Genomic DNA, 16009 nt, shown 5'->3' on the forward strand with positions numbered 1-16009 from the left:
GGTGGCGAGCTTTGCAGCGGGCAGCACGGTCGCATGGGTGCTTGGATCAGGACAAAGCCGCAGGGGCTTTCCGGGCTGAACCGGAGGAGCCTTGGGCGTCTTTCTGACCAGATGCCTCTTCAACGGTAACAAGCACGGGGCGTCGGAGCATGGGCGCCTTGCGGGACCTGCGTCCTGATGACCCGGACACCACCGGGCCGCTGCAGGGAGCACGACCTTGGGCGTCAGCCCCGGAACAGCCCCAGGACTGCCGACATGAACCGCTCGGCCACGGGGGCGGATTCGAACATCAATTCGTGCCGCGCACCCGGCAGGTCGAGCAGTTGCGCCCCCGCCCAGGCGGCGGCTCGCTCCTGCACCGCCCGGCGCGATACGACCGCCTCGGCGCCGCCACGGCCGATCAGCGCGGGCAGGTCGGGCGAGGGCAGGGCGGCGAGGCGGCGGCATTCCGCGCGGGCAGCGGCGATCCAGGCATAGGTCGCGCCGCCCAGCGTCAGGTCGGGCCAGCTTCCCGCCTGCGCGACCAGACGGGCCCATTGCAGCGGGTCGCCCGTCAGCGCGTTGCCCCGGAAGGGCGCGTCCAGCAGGTAGGTGCCGCCCCCGCCGGTGCCGATGGCGGTCAGGTCCGCCCGGCCCAGCCGCCGCGCGGTCCCCGTCAGCCCGGTGATGACCGCATCAGGAACGCGCGGATGGTGCAGTCCCCACATCGGCGCGGAAAAGGCTGCCGTCTGCACCGGCAGCCCGTTCAGCAGCGCGGCCAGGCCGATGCAGCCGCCCATCGAATGCGCGAGCAGGTGCCAGGGGCGGGGCAGTGCCAGGGTGTCCGCGGCCACCACCATCTCGACGACGTCGGTCTGGTAATCCGCAAAGTCCCGGATGTGGCCCGCGCGGGGATCTGGCAGCAGGCGGTCGGACATCCCCTGTCCGCGCCAGTCGATCGCCAGGACGGCGAAGCCCTCGGCCACAAGCCGCGCGGCGATGGAGGTATATTTCTCGAGATACTCGGTGCGGCCCTGGAACAGCAGCACCGTTCCGGTGGCCTGTCCCTCGGGTTCCCACAAGCCCAGCCGCAGGCGCAGGCCGTCCTCGGTCCGAAGGAAGAAGGCCTGTCCCGGCGAGGGTGCCTCGCCGGGCAGGTGGTTCAGAGGCGCGGGCTGGAAGCCCGCCTGCCGGATCGCCGGGGCCTCTGTGTCCATGGGGGCGTCAGGACAGGGCCGCGCCCAGCTTCATCGCGGCCGGAAGCGAGCCGTCGATCTTCAGCTTGCCCGTCATGTAGGCCATGGTCGGGTTGGTGTCGCCGTTCAGGATGCCCTCGAACGTGTCGCGGTTGGCGGTCAGCGTGACCTCGGCCGGCTCGTCGCCCGCGCGCACGCCCTGTTCGTCGATCATGATGGCGCCTTCGCCTTCCACCACGAACTTGGCCGAACCGTCAAAGGACGAAATCCGCGCCCCCAGCGCCTTGACGGCCCCTTCAATGACTGCACTCATCAATATCTCCCCAAATCTGGCGCCGCGGCGCGGGAATGCTTACATCGTTCATATGCGCGCGCCGTTGACCCAGTTCCACTCTGCCGCCACGGCATTTGGCGCGGCACTGCTGTCGATCCTGTTAACGGCAGCGCCATTGGCTGCACAAAGCCCGGAAGAAATGGATTCACTTTTCAGCGAATTGTCCTCGCAGCAGGGGGACGGATGGATGCGGGCGCAGTCCGACATCGAGCGGATCTGGTCGCGCTCGGGCTCGGCCGCCCTCGACCTGCTGCTGATGCGGGGCGAGGCGGCGCTGGACGCGGGCGACGTGCCGGCCGCCATCGGCCACCTGACCGCGCTGACCGAGAACGCGCCCGACTTCGCGGCCGGCTGGGCTGCGCGGGCCGTGGCCTTCTCCCTTGCCGGGGAAACCGGCCCGGCCATGGCCGACCTTGCGCAGGCGCTGCGGCTGGAACCGCGGCACTGGCCCTCGGTCACGCTGCTGGCCACGATCCTCGAGGACATGGGACAGACCGACCGTGCGCTGGACGCCTATCGCGAGAGCCTTGCGATCAACCCGCACCAGGACGAGGCCGAGGATGGTGTCGCCCGCCTGATGGCTGCCGATCAGGGGCAGGGCGTCTGAGGTGGCGGGTCGCGTCACGGCCGTGCTGGGGCCAACGAACACCGGCAAGACCCATTATGCCATCGAGCGGATGCTGGCCCACCGGACGGGCGTCATCGGCCTGCCGCTGCGGCTGCTCGCCCGCGAGGTCTATGACCGCATCGTGAAGGCGCGCGGTCCTTCCGTCGTGGCGCTGATCACCGGCGAGGAGCGGATCGTCCCCGAGCGCGCGGCCTACTGGGTCGCCACCACCGAGGCCATGCCCGAGGTGCTGGCCGACTTCGTCGCCATTGACGAGATCCAGCTCTGCGCCGACCCCGAGCGCGGCCATGTCTTCACCGACCGCCTGCTGAACATGCGGGGCCTGCACGAGACGCTGTTCCTCGGCTCGGCCACCATGCGCCCCGCCATCGCGGCGCTGGTCCCCGAGGCGCAGTTCATGCGGCGCGAGCGGTTTTCAACGCTGTCCTGGGCGGGGTCGAAGAAGCTGTCCCGGATGCCCCCGCGTTCGGCCATCGTGGGCTTCAGCGTGGACGACGTCTATGCCACGGCGGAACTGATCCGCCGCCAGAAGGGAGGCTGCGCGGTGGTCATGGGGGCGCTGTCGCCGCGCACCCGCAACGCGCAGGTGGCGATGTACCAGGCGGGCGAGGTCGATTACCTCGTTGCCACCGATGCCATTGGCATGGGGCTGAACCTCGACATCCGGCATGTGGCCTTCGAGGCGACCCACAAGTTCGACGGCCGCCGCCTGCGGCCCCTCTTCCCGCATGAGCTGGGCCAGATCGCGGGCCGCGCGGGCCGCCATACCGAGCCCGGCACCTTCGGCGTCACCGGCGAGGCGCAGCCCCTGGACGAGGGGCTGATCGACGCCATCGAAAACCACCGCTTCCAGCCCATCAGCCGCCTGATCTGGCGCAACTCGGCTCTGGAGTTCGGGACCGTGGACCGGCTGATCCGTTCGCTGGAACAGCCCTCGGGCAACGAATGGCTGGGGCGCGGGCGCGAGGCCGACGACCTGTCGGCGCTGAAGACCCTGTCGGCGCTGCCCGAGGTGCACGACCGGGTGACGCATCCCAAGGACGTGCGGCTTCTGTGGGACGTCTGCCGCATTCCGGACTTCCGCGGCATCTCGCCCGCCGAGCACACGACCCTGCTGACCCGCATCTTCGGCTTCCTGCAGGAAGGCGGTATCCCCGGCGACTGGCTGGCGCGGGCCGTGGCGCGGATCGACAAGACCGGCGGCGACATCGACGCGATCAGCAAGCGGCTCGCCTATATCCGCACCTGGACCTATGTCGCGCAGCGCAATGGGTGGGTCAGGGACGAAGCCCATTGGCGCGAGGAAACGCGGGCTGTAGAAGATCGTCTGTCGGACGCGCTGCATGCCGCGCTGACGCAAAGATTCGTGGACCGGCGCACCTCTGTCCTGATGCGCCGGCTCAAGCAGAAGGAGAGCCTGGTGGCCGAGGTGAACGACAAGGGCGAAGTGACGGTCGAGGGCGAATTCGCCGGCCGCCTGGAAGGGTTCCGGTTCCGCACCGATCCCAGCGCCCAGGGCGACGAGGCGCGGATGCTGACCCGCGCCGCCTACGAGGCCCTGCGCCCCGAGTTCCACCTGCGCGCGGACCGCTTCTACAACGCGCCGGATACGGAACTGGACTTCACGGTTCAGGGCGGCCTCATGTGGGGCGGCTCTGCCGTGGGCAAGCTGGTCAAGGGCGCCGATCCCCTGAAGCCCGGCATCGAGGTCTTCGTGGACGAGGAAGCGGGCTCGGACGTGGCCGAAAAGGTCCGCCGCCGCTTGCAGCATTTCATCGACCGCAAGATCGCCGCGGGCTTCGAGCCGCTGATGGCGATGCAGGCCGACGAGACGCTGACGGGCCTGGCTCGGGGCATCGCCTTCCGCCTGGTCGAGGCGATGGGCGTGCTGCCGCGCGAAGGCATCGCATCCGAGATCAAGGAGCTGGACCAGGACGCGCGGGGGTCCCTGCGCAAGCACGGCGTCCGCTTCGGCCAGTTCACCATCTTCCTGCCCGCGCTGCTGAAGCCCGCGCCGACCCGGCTGCGGCTGCTGCTGTCGGCTCTGTGGGCCGGGGCGGACGAGTTTCCCGAATCGCCGCCTCCGGGACTGGTGACGATCCCGAACCTGCCCGACGTGCCGCGCGACTATTACACGCTGTCGGGCTATCGCCCGGCGGGCGAACGGGCGATCCGCATCGACATGCTGGAACGGCTGGCCGACATGCTGCGCGGCCAGGACAGCCGCGCGGGCTTCGAGGCGACGCCCGACATGCTGTCGATCACGGGCATGACGCTGGACCAGTTCGCCGACCTGATGGCGGGCCTGGGCTATCGCGCCGAGAAGGGCGAGCGGGCAAAGGCCCGCGCGGCTGCCCCCGTTGCGGTGCCCGAGCCTGCCCCGGTAGCCGAGGGCGAGTCGGTCGCCCCCATGACCGAGGAGGAAAGCGTCCTCGCCGCCGAAACCCGCGCCCGCTGGGAGGCCGAGCAGGCCGAACGCCAGCGCGCCGAGGCGGAAGCCGCGGCAGCGTCGGGCGAGGCGCCTGACGAAGCCGAGAGCGCCGAGGCGGGGCAGGCGGAAGCCGCCCCGGCCGAGATGGAAAGCTTTTATACCTTCACCTGGGCGCCCCGTCCGCGCGGGCCGCGCCGTCAGGCGGGCGAGGGCGAGGCGCGCGGCAACAACCGCCGCCCGCGTCGCTTCGACGGCCCGCAGGGCCAGGGCCAAGGGCAACGGCGCGACGGTCAGCCGCGCGAAGGCCAGCCGCAGGACGCCGCCGCCCCCGAAGGCGCGCGCCGCGACGACCGTCCTCGGGGCGAGCGCCGCTTTGACGGCAACCGTTCGCGCGACGACCAGGGCGAGGGCCAGGGCCGTCACGGCAAGGGCAAGCCGCAGGGCAAGGGCGATCGTGGCAAGTCCGAAGGGCGTCAGGGCGGCAAGGACCGGCCGCCCAGGAACGAGGGCGGGCGCAGCTTCGAGGCGCGTCCCCCGCGCAACGACAAGCCGATCGACCCCGACAGCCCCTTCGCCATCCTGGCGGCGCTGAAGAACAAGTCGTGACGCGGCAGCGACACTGATGGCGCGCAAGGGCAGGGACCGGACGCCCGAGGTCGAGGACGCTCCGGCGGACGCGATCCGGCTGGACCGCTGGCTCTGCCATGCGCGCGTCTTCAAGACCCGCACGGTGGCGGCCGAGCGAATCGCGGCAGGGGGCGTGCGCATCAACGGCGCGCCCTGCCGCAAGCCGGGGCACGAGGTGAAGGTGGGCGACGTGGTCACGGCCGCCGCCCCCGGGGGCGTCCGCAGCCTGCGCGTCCTGTCGCCCGGCGAGCGCCGCGGCCCGGCCAGCGAGGCCCGCGCGCTTTACGAGGATCTCGATGCGCCGGATCTTCCGGATGCGCCCGGCGCATGACGGCCGTGCGGCGCGGGCCGGGTTGAACCCGCCCGGCGAAAGGCATAGGTGAGGCCCCGCACCTGCCCGCGAGGAACCCGATGACCTATGTCGTGACCGATAACTGCATCATGTGCAAATACACGGACTGCGTCGAGGTCTGCCCCGTGGACTGCTTCTACGAGGGCGAGAACACGCTGGTCATCCACCCGGACGAGTGCATCGACTGCGGTGTCTGCGAACCCGAGTGCCCCGCCGACGCGATCCGCCCAGACACCGAGCCGGACATGGAGAACTGGGTCGAGTTCAACCGGAAGTATTCCGAGCAATGGCCGGTGATCACCCGCAAGAAGGACCCGCTGCCCACCGCCACGGAAATGGACGGAGTCGCGGGCAAGCTCGAGAAATACTTCTCTCCGAACCCGGGCGAGGGCGACTGAGCCCCTCTGTGTTGACGATCGCGTGAAGCTTCGACATCATCGGCGCACAGGCCCGATTTGGCGCGCGAGCGCCTGAATCCCCCTTCAAGAAGGGGGTGATTCGTGCTATATACTTGTCACATTGGCCACGTTCTCGGGCGATGGCCAGCTGTCCTGCGGCCGGAAACCTGCTAGCCCAGCCAGCCGACACAGATCACACGCACCCCAGGAGGACAAGCCCCCCGGGGGTATTTTGCGCCCCGCAAGGCGCGCGCCTTGGAAGGAAGCATGATGTCGAAGACCAAGAAGAACGAGTTTCATCCCGACGATTTCGTGGTCTATCCGGCCCACGGCGTCGGCCGCATCGTGTCCATCGAAGAGCAGGAGGTCGCCGGCCTCCGCCTCGAGATGTTCGTGATCTCGTTCGACAAGGACAAGATGACCCTTCGCGTTCCGACTGCCCGCGCGACCGAGATCGGGATGCGCAGCCTCGCCTCGCCCGATCTGGTGGACCGCGCCTTCGAGACGCTGAAGGGCAAGGCTCGCGTCAAGCGCGCGATGTGGTCGCGCCGCGCGCAGGAATACGAGCAGAAGATCAACTCGGGCGACCTGCTGTCCATCGCCGAGGTCGTGCGCGACCTGCACCGCAGCGACGACCAGCGCGAACAGTCCTATTCCGAGCGTCAGCTGTACGAGGCCGCGCTGGACCGCCTGACCCGCGAGGTCGCCGCCGTCAGCGGCATGGACGAGGGCGGCGCCCAGAAGAAGGTCGAAGCCGTCCTGACCGCCCGCGCGGCCTGAGGGCCAGATCGCAAACGATCAAACAGGGCGCCTTCGGGCGCCCTTCGCTTGTCTGGAGTCACTGCTTTGGCAAACACCACGTCTCTATGATCGGCACTTTACCAGACATATGAGATGATTTCAGAAAATCGGCCGCGCGGATGCAGGCGTCTTGGCTCGAGAATTCGCCGATATGCACAAGACTGCTTCGCTCTACCTGGCTACCGCCGAACTGGCCGGGCTGCACTATGCCGGCCACCCAAGCTACAAGAATGAAGATCTCCATGGCTGCTCCCTCTAAAGACGGCCCAGAGATCAAGGATAGCACAGCGTATGACTGCTGGATTTAGTGGAGTATCCAACTAAGGCGCATGTTGCAGATGCGCCCTGCTGCAATTCACATAAGCGCCGCGATGATCCGCGCCCAGCTGCGCGCGCCCTTCGAGAAGCTCTCCACATCATACTTCTCGTTCGGCGAGTGGATGCGGTCGTCGTCGCGGCCGAAGCCGATCAGCATCGTGTCCATCCCGAGCATCCGCTTGAAGTCGCCCGCCACGGGGATCGAGCCGCCCGCGCCGATGAACGCGGCCTCGCGGCCCCATTCGGCGGTCAACGCCTGTTTCGCCGCCCCGAAGGCGGGGTCCGAGGTGTCCATGACGCTGGCCTGCGAATTGCCATGGGCGTGGAACTCGACCGTGCAGTCGGCGGGGATGTGGGCGCGGACATGGGCGCGCAGGGCCGCGCGGATCGCGTCGGGGTCCTGCGTCCCGACAAGGCGGCAGCTGACCTTGGCGCGGGCCTCAGCCGGCAGGACGGTCTTGAACCCCTCGCCTGCGTAGCCCCCGGCAATGCCGTTGATCTCGAGGGTCGGGCGATTCCAGACCATCTCCAGTCCCGTGCGGCCCTTTTCTCCGATGGGCTCGCGCAGGCCCACGCGGGACAGGAACTCGGCCGAGTCGAAGCCCAGCGCCTGCCAGTCGGCGCGCAGTTCGTCCGTCAGCTCGGGGGCGCCGTCGTAGAAGCCGGGCAGGGTCACGCGGCCCTCGGCGTCCTTGACCGAGGCCAGCGCGTTCACCAGCACCTGGATCGGGTTCGCGGCGAGGCCCCCGAAGCTGCCGGAATGCAGGTCGCGGTCGGCGGCACGGACGGTGATCTCTTCCCCCATCAGCCCGCGCAACTGCGTCGTGATTGCGGGCCGTCCGTCGGCATACATGGTCGTGTCGCAGATCAGCGCGAGGTCGGCCCGCAGCATCCCGGCATTCTCGCGCAGGAAGGGCTGGAGGTTGGTCGAGCCCGACTCCTCCTCGCCCTCGAACAGCAGGATCAGCCCCGGGGGCAGGGCGCCGTGGACGGATTTCCAGGCGCGGCAGGCCTCGACGAAGGTCATCAGCTGCCCCTTGTCGTCGGCCGCACCCCGGCCGCGGATCACGGGACCCTCGGGCGTGTCCTCGACCTGCGGATCGAAGGGCGGACGGTTCCACAGCTCCAGCGGATCGACGGGCTGGACGTCGTAATGGCCGTAGAACAGCAGGCTGCGCCCCTCGCCCGCAGGCGTGCGCGCCACCACCATGGGATGGCCGGGCGTGTCCATCACCGCTGCGTCAAAGCCGACACCGGCCAGTTCCTCGCGCAGCCAGTGCGCCGCCGCCCGCACGTCCGCCGCGAAGGCCGGATCGGTCGAGATCGAGGGAATGCGCAGGAACGCCTTCAGCCGCTCGATCGCCTCGGGCAGCCCGGCATCCAGCCGCTCCAGCACCTCGTCCAGCCGGGAATCCGTGGCCATGATCCGTCCTTTCCTTAGCGTATTCATCAAGTTCCCCTACGACTTTTCGTCTCAGGGGAGGGATAAAGGGTGTTAATCGCCGCCATTGATCCTTATCAATGCAAGGACCGCAGGATCGGACGATGATCCGCTCAGGCGTGTGCCGCAAGCCCAGCCAGTTTCGCAAGGGATCACGACGATGAACTACGATGCCGCACTCGATCAGGCCCTGAAGCGTCTGCACGATGAAGGCCGTTATCGGACGTTCATCGACATCGAGCGGCGCAAGGGCCATTTCCCGCAGGCGATCTGGAAGCGTCCCGACGGGGGCGAGCAGGAGATCACCGTCTGGTGCGGCAACGACTACCTGGGCATGGGCCAGCACCCGGTCGTGCTGAAGGCCATGCACGAGGCGCTGGACGCGACCGGGGCAGGTTCCGGCGGCACGCGCAACATCTCGGGCACCACGGTCTATCACAAGCGGCTGGAAGCGGAACTCGCGGACCTGCACGGCAAGGAAGCCGCGCTGGTCTTCTCCTCGGCCTATATCGCCAATGACGCGACGCTTTCGACGCTGCGCAAGCTGTTCCCGGGCCTGATCATCTATTCGGACGAGCTGAACCACGCGTCCATGATCGAGGGCATCAAGCGCTTCGACGGCGCCAAGCGCATCTTCCGCCACAACGACGTGGCCCACCTGCGCGAGCTTCTGGCCAAGGACGACCCGGCTGCGCCCAAGCTGATCGCCTTCGAATCGATCTATTCGATGGACGGCGACTTCGGCCCCATCGCCGAGATCTGCGATCTCGCGGACGAGTTCAACGCCCTGACCTACCTGGACGAGGTTCATGCGGTCGGCATGTATGGCCCCCGCGGCGGCGGCGTGGCGGAACGCGACGGGCTGATGGGCCGAATCGATATCTTCAACGGCACGCTCGGCAAGGCCTTCGGCGTCTTCGGCGGCTATATCGCGGGCACGGCCAAGATGTGCGACGCGATCCGGTCCTATGCGCCGGGCTTCATCTTCACCACCTCGATCCCGCCCGCGGTCGCGGCGGGGGCCGCGGCCTCGATCGCCCATCTCAAGACCGCCGAGGGGCAGAAGCTGCGCGACGCCCAGCAGCTGCACGCCCGCATCCTGAAGATGCGGCTCAAGGGACTGGGGATGCCCATCGACGACCGCGGCAGCCATATCGTGCCGGTCCATGTCGGCAACCCGGTCCACTGCAAGATGCTGTCGGACATGCTGCTGGCCGAATTCGGCATCTACGTCCAGCCGATCAACTTCCCCACCGTGCCGCGCGGGACGGAACGGCTGCGCTTCACGCCCTCGCCGGTGCATGACCCGAAGCAGATCGACCATCTGGTGCGCGCGATGGATGCGCTCTGGTCACGCTGCGCGCTTAATCGCTCGCACGCGGTCGCCTGAGGGCCAACAAGCAGTGTCGCCCCTCTCGCCCCCGTGATAGCCTGTCCCTAAACAAAGAGGGCCAGATTCGCGTTAAGGCGTGAAGCGGACCTTCCAGAATGAGGCAGGCAGACATGAGCGGGACGCGGGCGTCGTCAACGACGGGCGATTCCTTGACGGGTGGGGTGGCTGCGCCGGGTTTCGATGATTTCGAAATGCGGCTTGGCGACATGATGCGTGGAGAGCGCGCGACGATCGGCAAGTCACTGCTGGATGTCCAGCGCGAGCTGCGGATCCGCGCCTCCTACATCGCCGCCATCGAGAATTGCGACATCTCGGCCTTCGACGCGCCCAGCTTCGTCGCGGGCTATGTGCGGTCCTATGCCCGCTACCTCGGCATGGACCAGGACTGGGTCTTCCGCCGCTTCTGCGAGGAATCGGGCTTCCAGCCCGCGCATGGCATTGCGCCCGCCGCACCTGGCCCCAAGGCGCCCCGCCAGCCCGGCGACCCCACCGAGGCCCTGGCCAATCCCCGCGCGCTGTATCTGCCGCAGCCCGAAAGCTTCTGGTCCTCGCTGGAGCCCAGGGCCGTGGGTTCGCTGCTGGTGATGGCCGCCGTCGTCCTCGGCCTCGGCTATGGCGGCTGGTCGGTGCTGAAAGAGGTGCAGAAGGTCAACCTGACGCCCTCGGACCAGGCGCCCGCCGTGGTGGCGACGCTGGACCCGGTGCAGGACGCCGCGCCCGCGGGGGTGCAGGACGTGGCTTCGGTCGACCTGCCGCAGCCCGAGGCGCTGGACCGCATCTATCGCCCCCGTGCGCTGGAGGTGCCGGTGTTGACGCCGCGCGACACGCCCATCGCCGCGATCGACCCCGGCCTGCCGGAACAACAGCCTGCCACGCAGACCCAGGTCGCAGAGGCAGGGCAGCAGCCGGTCCCGGCTGCCGTCCCGCAGGCGGGCGCGGCTGAAGCGCAGCTGGCCACCCAGACGGTGCGGACCCTTGGCCCCGATGCGCCGCAGCTCGAGATCCTGGCGGCGCGGCCCGCCTGGGTTCGGATCAGCTCGGCCGACGGGACGGTGATTCTGGAAAAGACGCTTGATGCGGGCGAGCGCTTTGCGCTGCCGCCGACCGAACAGCCGCCGAAGCTGCGGACAGGGAACTCGGGCGCGGTCTATTTCACGGTGAACGGCCAGACCTACGGCCCGGCGGCGCCGGGGGCCAAGGTCATCAAGGACGTGGTGCTGTCGCCCGACGCGCTGGCGCAGAACTATGCGGTCGCGGACGTGACGGCAGATCCCGAGCTTGCCAGCATGTTCGCCGTCGCCTCGGCCGCCCCCTTGCCGAGCGAGGGGGGGGCGGCGACCCCCTGACGGCTTCGTGCGGTTGCCCGCGCGGCTGCAAGGGCCTATGTCTGCGGGCGTCAGCCGAAAGGTCCCGCGATGACGCACAACCCCATCCGTCCCTGGCGCAACATCGAACGCCGCCGGTCGCGCCAGATCATGGTCGGCCGCGTGCCGGTGGGGGGCGACGCCCCGATCAGCGTGCAGACTATGACGAACACCGATTCGTCGGACGTGCGCGCCACGCTGGCGCAGGTGATCGCGGCGGCAGAGGCGGGCGCAGACATCGTGCGCGTCTCGACCCCCGACGAGGCCTCAACCCGGGCGCTGCGCGAGATCACGCGCGAAAGCCCGGTGCCGATCGTGGCCGACATCCATTTCCATTACCGCCGCGCCATCGAGGCGGCGCAGGCGGGCGCGGCCTGCCTGCGGATCAACCCGGGCAACATCGGTGACGCGGCGCGGGTGCGCGAGGTCGTGCAGGCCGCCAAGGACCACGGCTGTTCCATCCGCATCGGCGTGAACGCCGGCTCGCTGGAACGCCACCTGCTGGAGAAATACGGCGAGCCCTGTCCGGCAGCGATGGTCGAATCCGGCCTCGACCACATCAAGCTGCTGCAGGACAACGACTTCCACGAGTTCAAGATCAGCGTGAAGGCGTCCGACGTCTTCCTCGCCGCCGCCGCCTATCAGGAACTGGCCGAGGCGACCGACGCGCCGATCCACCTCGGGATCACCGAGGCGGGGGGGCTGCGCGGCGGCACCGTCAAGTCCGCCATCGGCATGGGCAACCTCTTGTGGATGGGCATCGGCGACACGATCCGCGTGTCACTGTCGGCCGACCCGGTGGAAGAGGTCAAGGTCGGCTACGAGATCCTCAAGTCGCTGGGCCTGCGGACACGGGGCGTGCAGATCATTTCCTGTCCCTCCTGCGCGCGGCAGGGATTCGACGTGATCAAGACGGTCGAGGCTCTGGAAAAGCGGCTCGAGCACATCAAGACGCCGATGAGCCTGTCGATTATCGGCTGCGTGGTGAATGGCCCCGGCGAGGCGCTGATGACCGACCTCGGTTTCACCGGTGGTGGGGCGGGCAGCGGCATGGTCTATGTGGCCGGGCGGCAGAGCCACAAGATGACCAACGACCAGATGATCGACCACATCGTCGAGCTGGTGGAACGCCGGGCCGAGGAACTGGCCCGCGCGCCTCAGGCGGCAGAGTAAGGGTTTCCTGCGGGGTAGGGGGTCTTTCGACCCCCGGCGCCTCGACGAGCCGCCTTACCCCTGAAGAAACATCGCACTCTTTACAAAATACGCCCCCGCCTGCATGGACGGGGGCTTGCTTTCGCCGGTGCGGCCTTTGGCATTTCCGCCTGTGCCGCGGCAACGCTTCTAGGGACCGAGAGTTAACATTCCGTTAACGGCGGCAGTCATTTCAGACATTCCCCAAGGGCGCCACGTGAACGCACCCCTGGGCCCTTCCGGTCAGCCCTGCGCGGCCCGGATCTGCTCGACCGCGGAAGCAAGCCCCGTCGAGGGAATGCCGCGCAGAAGCTCGGGCCCGATCACGAAGGTGGGGGTGCCCATGATCTGCATCTTCTCGGCCAGTTGCCGGTTCTTGCGGATCTCGGCGGACACCTCCTCGGTGTTCATCCGCTGCACGATCGCCTCGGCATCAAGCCCGAGGTCCTGCGAGATCGCGTTCAGCGATTCGATCGTGACCGAGCCCCGCATCTCGTAAAGCTTGTCATGGACCGTCTTGTAGCTGTCCCCGCCCGCAAGCTGCTTGACCGCGATGGCATAGCGCGATGCGAGGTCGCTTTCCTGCCCGAGGATCGGGAACTCCTTCAGGATCAGCTTGATGTTGCCGTCCTTGGCCACGACCTCGTCCACCTCGGGGGCGACGCGGCGGCAATAGCCGCAACGATAGTCGATGAATTCGACGATGGTCAGGTCGCCGTCGGGGTTGCCGCCGACCCAGGAATGGCCGTCCTCGAAGATCTCGGCGCTGTTGGCGGCGACCAGCTGCTTGTCGTTCTGGGCCTCGTTGGCCAGGCGCTGGGCTTCCATCGCATTGAGCGACTCGATCAGCACCTCGGGGTTCTGCATGATGTAGTCGCGCACCGCCTCGCCGAAGGCCGCGCGCTCGGCTTCGGTCATGTTGGCGGGATCGAAGGCCGCGGCGGGGGTGGCAAGGGCCGCTGCCATCAGCGCGGCCGTCATCAGGGCTTTCATCGTTGGTCCTTTCCCCGGGTTCGCGCGGACATTGCGCCAGTCCCGGGCGCGCTGTCCACCCCCGCAGGGATCACTGCCGCTTGACCAGCGGGGCGGGCCGGGGCGAAAAGGGCCGCCAAACGAAAAGGGGCAGGCGGATGCGGCAGTCGCGGCGGGGTCAGGTCGATCCCTTCATCGTCATGGATGTCATGGAATCCGCGCGCCGGGCCGAGGCCGCAGGCCGCCACATCATCCACATGGAGGTGGGCCAGCCCTCGACGCCCGCACCCGCCGCCGCGCTGAAGGCGCTGGGACAGGAACTGGCGGAACCCCTGGGCTATACGGTCGCGCTGGGCCTGCCTGCGCTGCGGGAAGGGATCGCGGGGCTTTACCGCCGCTGGTACGGCGTGGACCTGGACCCCGCGCGGGTGGTGGTGACGCCGGGCTCCTCGGGGGCGTTCCTTCTGGCCTTCGCGGCGCTGTTCGACGCGGGTGACAAGGTGGCCGTAGGCGAGCCCGGCTATCCCAGCTATCGCCAGATCCTGCGCGCCATGTCGGTCGAGCCCGTGGGAATGCAGACCCGCGCCGAGAACCGTTACCAGCCCGTCCCCGAGGACATCCCCGAGGGGGTGCAGGGCGTCATGATCGCCTCGCCCGGCAACCCTTCGGGGACGATGCTGGACCGCCACGCGCTGGCGGCGCTGGTCGGGCGCACGCGCGAGATCGGCGCCTCGCTGATCTCGGACGAGATCTACCACGGCCTCGACTACGGCCAGCGGGCCGTCAGCGCGCTGGAGCTGACGGACGATGTCGTCGTCATCAACAGCTTCTCGAAATACTTCAGCATGACCGGCTGGCGCGTGGGCTGGCTGGTGGTGCCGCCCGACATGGTCCGCACGATGGACCGGCTGGCCGCCAACATGTTCATCTGCGCCCCCCATGCCAGCCAGGTCGCGGCATTGGCGGCGCTGACCCCGGAAGCCGAGGCCGAGGCGCAGGCGAACTTGGCCGTCTATGCCGAGAACCGGCGGATGATGCTGGAGCGGCTGCCGGCGATGGGCTTCGACAGGATCGCGCCGCCGGACGGGGCCTTCTACGTCTATGCCGATGTCTCGGCGCTGACCCATGACAGCGCGGCGCTGGCGGCAGATATCCTCGACAAGGCCGGCGTGGCGGTCACGCCGGGGGTGGATTTCGACCCGGTGCGCGGGGCGGAAACGCTGCGCTTCTCCTATGCGCGATCGACCGCGGACATCGCCGAGGGACTGGACCGGCTCGCCCGCTACATGGCCGGGCGGTAGGGATGCGGGGCGCGCTGCGGGCCCTGGCTCTGGTGCTGCTGCTGGCCGCGCCGGTCCAGGTCTGGGCCGAGGCGCTGGCCGAACTCGATCCCGCCCGCACGACGCTGGGCTTTCTGGGCCGGGACCGGGGCAAGCCGCGCCCGCTGGTGCTGACGATCGGACTGGACCGTGCCGTGCCCCACAACATCGCCATCATCGACGGCCCGCCCCGGCTGGTCGTGGACCTGCGCGACACCCGGCCGCCCGAGAAGGCGCCTGCCGATCCGTCCTCCCTGCGCTGGGGACCCGCGCCCCAGGGCGGCGCGCGGGCGATCCTGACGCTGCCCGGCCCGATGGAGCTGAAGACTGCGCGCATGGCCACCGCGCCTGACCCCGCCCTGACCCTGCATCTGGTGCCTGTTGCGCCCGAGGCCTTCCGCCCCCGCAGCGATACGCTGACCGTCCTGCGCGGCCTGCCGCAGCCGGTACAGACCGGGCCAGGTGCCCAGGGACCCGCCGACGACCGGCTGCGCGTGGTGCTGGACCCCGGCCACGGCGGCTTTGATCCGGGGGCGCAGGCGGGCGGCATCACCGAGGCCGCCGTCATGCTGGGCTTCGCCCGCGAATTCGCCGCCATCCTGCGCGCCGAAGGCATCGAGGTCGTGCTGACGCGCGAGGACGACCGCTTCATCCCGCTGGAACGGCGCACCACGGTCGCGCGGGCAAAGGGCGCGGACCTCTTCATCTCGCTGCATGCCGACGCCCTGCCGGAAGGCGAGGCGGCGGGGGCCACGATCTACACCTGGGACGGGCGCTCGAACGACCGCGCCGCGCGGCAGCTCGCGCAGCGGCACGACCGCAGCGACCTGCTGGCGGGGATGGACCTGTCGGACACCGACGAGGACGTGAGCCGCGCGCTGATGGACCTGGCCCGCATCGGCACCCAGCCCCGCAGCCAGGACGCGGCGCGCCATCTGGTCGCCAAGCTGAACGAGGCAGGCGTCGTCATGCACCGCACGCCCGTGCGCGGCGCAGCCTTCTCGGTCCTGAAATCGCCCGACATTCCGTCCCTGCTGATCGAACTGGGCTTCCTGACCCACCCCGACGACCGCGCCAACCTGTTCGATCCCGACTGGCGCGAGCGGGTGGCGCAGGCGCTGACCCGGGGCATCCTCGCCTGGGCGGCGGACCGGGACGGGCAGGGAGCCGCCCAGGGCGCCACCCGCTGACGCAAGCTTTCTTTGACCCGAAGGGGGTGTGGCGCTATAGGAACACCTCGCTCAATGTCGCGGTAGGCTCCATCA

General features: G+C 68.9%; 15 protein-coding genes. 10 read left to right on the forward strand and 5 right to left on the reverse strand.

The features are described from left to right. Nucleotides 1–224 precede the first annotated feature (224 nt). Nucleotides 225–1196: an alpha/beta hydrolase gene (locus tag BLQ03_RS03615; protein WP_090752911.1), complete on the reverse strand. Its 972-nt coding sequence runs from the start codon at nt 1194–1196 to the stop codon at nt 225–227. Nucleotides 1197–1203: 7 nt separating this feature from the next. Then, on the reverse strand, nt 1204–1488 hold the full coding sequence (locus BLQ03_RS03620; protein ID WP_090752915.1) for an SCP2 sterol-binding domain-containing protein: 285 nt from the start codon (nt 1486–1488) through the stop codon (nt 1204–1206). 160 nt (nt 1489–1648) lie between these two features. Between BLQ03_RS03620 and BLQ03_RS03625 the strand changes: the two genes are divergently transcribed. From BLQ03_RS03625 to BLQ03_RS03645, 5 genes are all read left to right on the forward strand, one after another. After that, complete coding sequence (locus tag BLQ03_RS03625; protein ID WP_245688660.1) at nt 1649–2116, forward strand: tetratricopeptide repeat protein; 468 nt, start codon at nt 1649–1651, stop codon at nt 2114–2116. A gap of 1 nt (nt 2117) precedes the next feature. Continuing rightward, on the forward strand, nt 2118–5174 hold the full coding sequence (locus BLQ03_RS03630) for a helicase-related protein (RefSeq protein WP_425415713.1): 3057 nt from the start codon (nt 2118–2120) through the stop codon (nt 5172–5174). Nucleotides 5175–5190: 16 nt separating this feature from the next. Further along, on the forward strand, nt 5191–5526 hold the full coding sequence (locus tag BLQ03_RS03635; protein WP_090752918.1) for an RNA-binding S4 domain-containing protein: 336 nt from the start codon (nt 5191–5193) through the stop codon (nt 5524–5526). 80 nt (nt 5527–5606) lie between these two features. After that, the gene (gene fdxA / locus BLQ03_RS03640) at nt 5607–5945 is read left to right on the forward strand and encodes a ferredoxin FdxA (protein WP_090752921.1); all 339 of its coding nucleotides are present in this window, start codon (nt 5607–5609) and stop codon (nt 5943–5945) included. A gap of 270 nt (nt 5946–6215) precedes the next feature. Continuing rightward, complete coding sequence (locus tag BLQ03_RS03645) at nt 6216–6725, forward strand: CarD family transcriptional regulator (protein WP_090753082.1); 510 nt, start codon at nt 6216–6218, stop codon at nt 6723–6725. Nucleotides 6726–6783: 58 nt separating this feature from the next. On the opposite strand, the gene BLQ03_RS03650 is transcribed toward BLQ03_RS03645, so the two are convergent. After that, nucleotides 6784–6990: a hypothetical protein gene (locus BLQ03_RS03650; protein ID WP_090752924.1), complete on the reverse strand. Its 207-nt coding sequence runs from the start codon at nt 6988–6990 to the stop codon at nt 6784–6786. Between the two features lie 111 nt (nt 6991–7101). Next, nucleotides 7102–8487, reverse strand: coding sequence for a dipeptidase (locus tag BLQ03_RS03655; RefSeq protein ID WP_090752926.1), 1386 nt, complete (start codon nt 8485–8487; stop codon nt 7102–7104). A gap of 178 nt (nt 8488–8665) precedes the next feature. Here BLQ03_RS03655 and hemA point away from each other — a divergent pair, with 178 nt between their 5' ends. The 3 genes from hemA (at nt 8666) to ispG (ending at nt 12435) form a co-directional block, all read left to right on the forward strand. Continuing rightward, nucleotides 8666–9895, forward strand: coding sequence for a 5-aminolevulinate synthase (gene hemA, locus BLQ03_RS03660; protein WP_090752929.1), 1230 nt, complete (start codon nt 8666–8668; stop codon nt 9893–9895). 194 nt (nt 9896–10089) lie between these two features. Then, nucleotides 10090–11244: a helix-turn-helix domain-containing protein gene (locus tag BLQ03_RS03665; RefSeq protein ID WP_245688661.1), complete on the forward strand. Its 1155-nt coding sequence runs from the start codon at nt 10090–10092 to the stop codon at nt 11242–11244. A gap of 69 nt (nt 11245–11313) precedes the next feature. Then, nucleotides 11314–12435, forward strand: a complete 1122-nt coding sequence (gene ispG / locus BLQ03_RS03670) for a flavodoxin-dependent (E)-4-hydroxy-3-methylbut-2-enyl-diphosphate synthase (protein WP_090752933.1) — start codon at nt 11314–11316, stop codon at nt 12433–12435. 261 nt (nt 12436–12696) lie between these two features. On the opposite strand, the gene BLQ03_RS03675 is transcribed toward ispG, so the two are convergent. Continuing rightward, entirely contained in the window at nt 12697–13446 is a 750-nt protein-coding gene (locus BLQ03_RS03675; RefSeq protein WP_090752936.1) for a DsbA family protein, read from the reverse strand. 137 nt (nt 13447–13583) lie between these two features. Between BLQ03_RS03675 and BLQ03_RS03680 the strand changes: the two genes are divergently transcribed. Both BLQ03_RS03680 and BLQ03_RS03685 read left to right on the forward strand, forming a co-directional pair. Next, nucleotides 13584–14726 (forward strand): pyridoxal phosphate-dependent aminotransferase, encoded by a 1143-nt coding sequence (locus BLQ03_RS03680; RefSeq protein WP_090752938.1) that lies wholly within the window; start codon nt 13584–13586, stop codon nt 14724–14726. Between the two features lie 2 nt (nt 14727–14728). Continuing rightward, nucleotides 14729–15934: an N-acetylmuramoyl-L-alanine amidase family protein gene (locus BLQ03_RS03685; protein ID WP_090752941.1), complete on the forward strand. Its 1206-nt coding sequence runs from the start codon at nt 14729–14731 to the stop codon at nt 15932–15934. Nucleotides 15935–16009: the final 75 nt, after the last annotated feature.

The organism is Paracoccus chinensis, from assembly GCF_900102885.1.
GTDB lineage: Bacteria > Pseudomonadota > Alphaproteobacteria > Rhodobacterales > Rhodobacteraceae > Paracoccus > Paracoccus chinensis.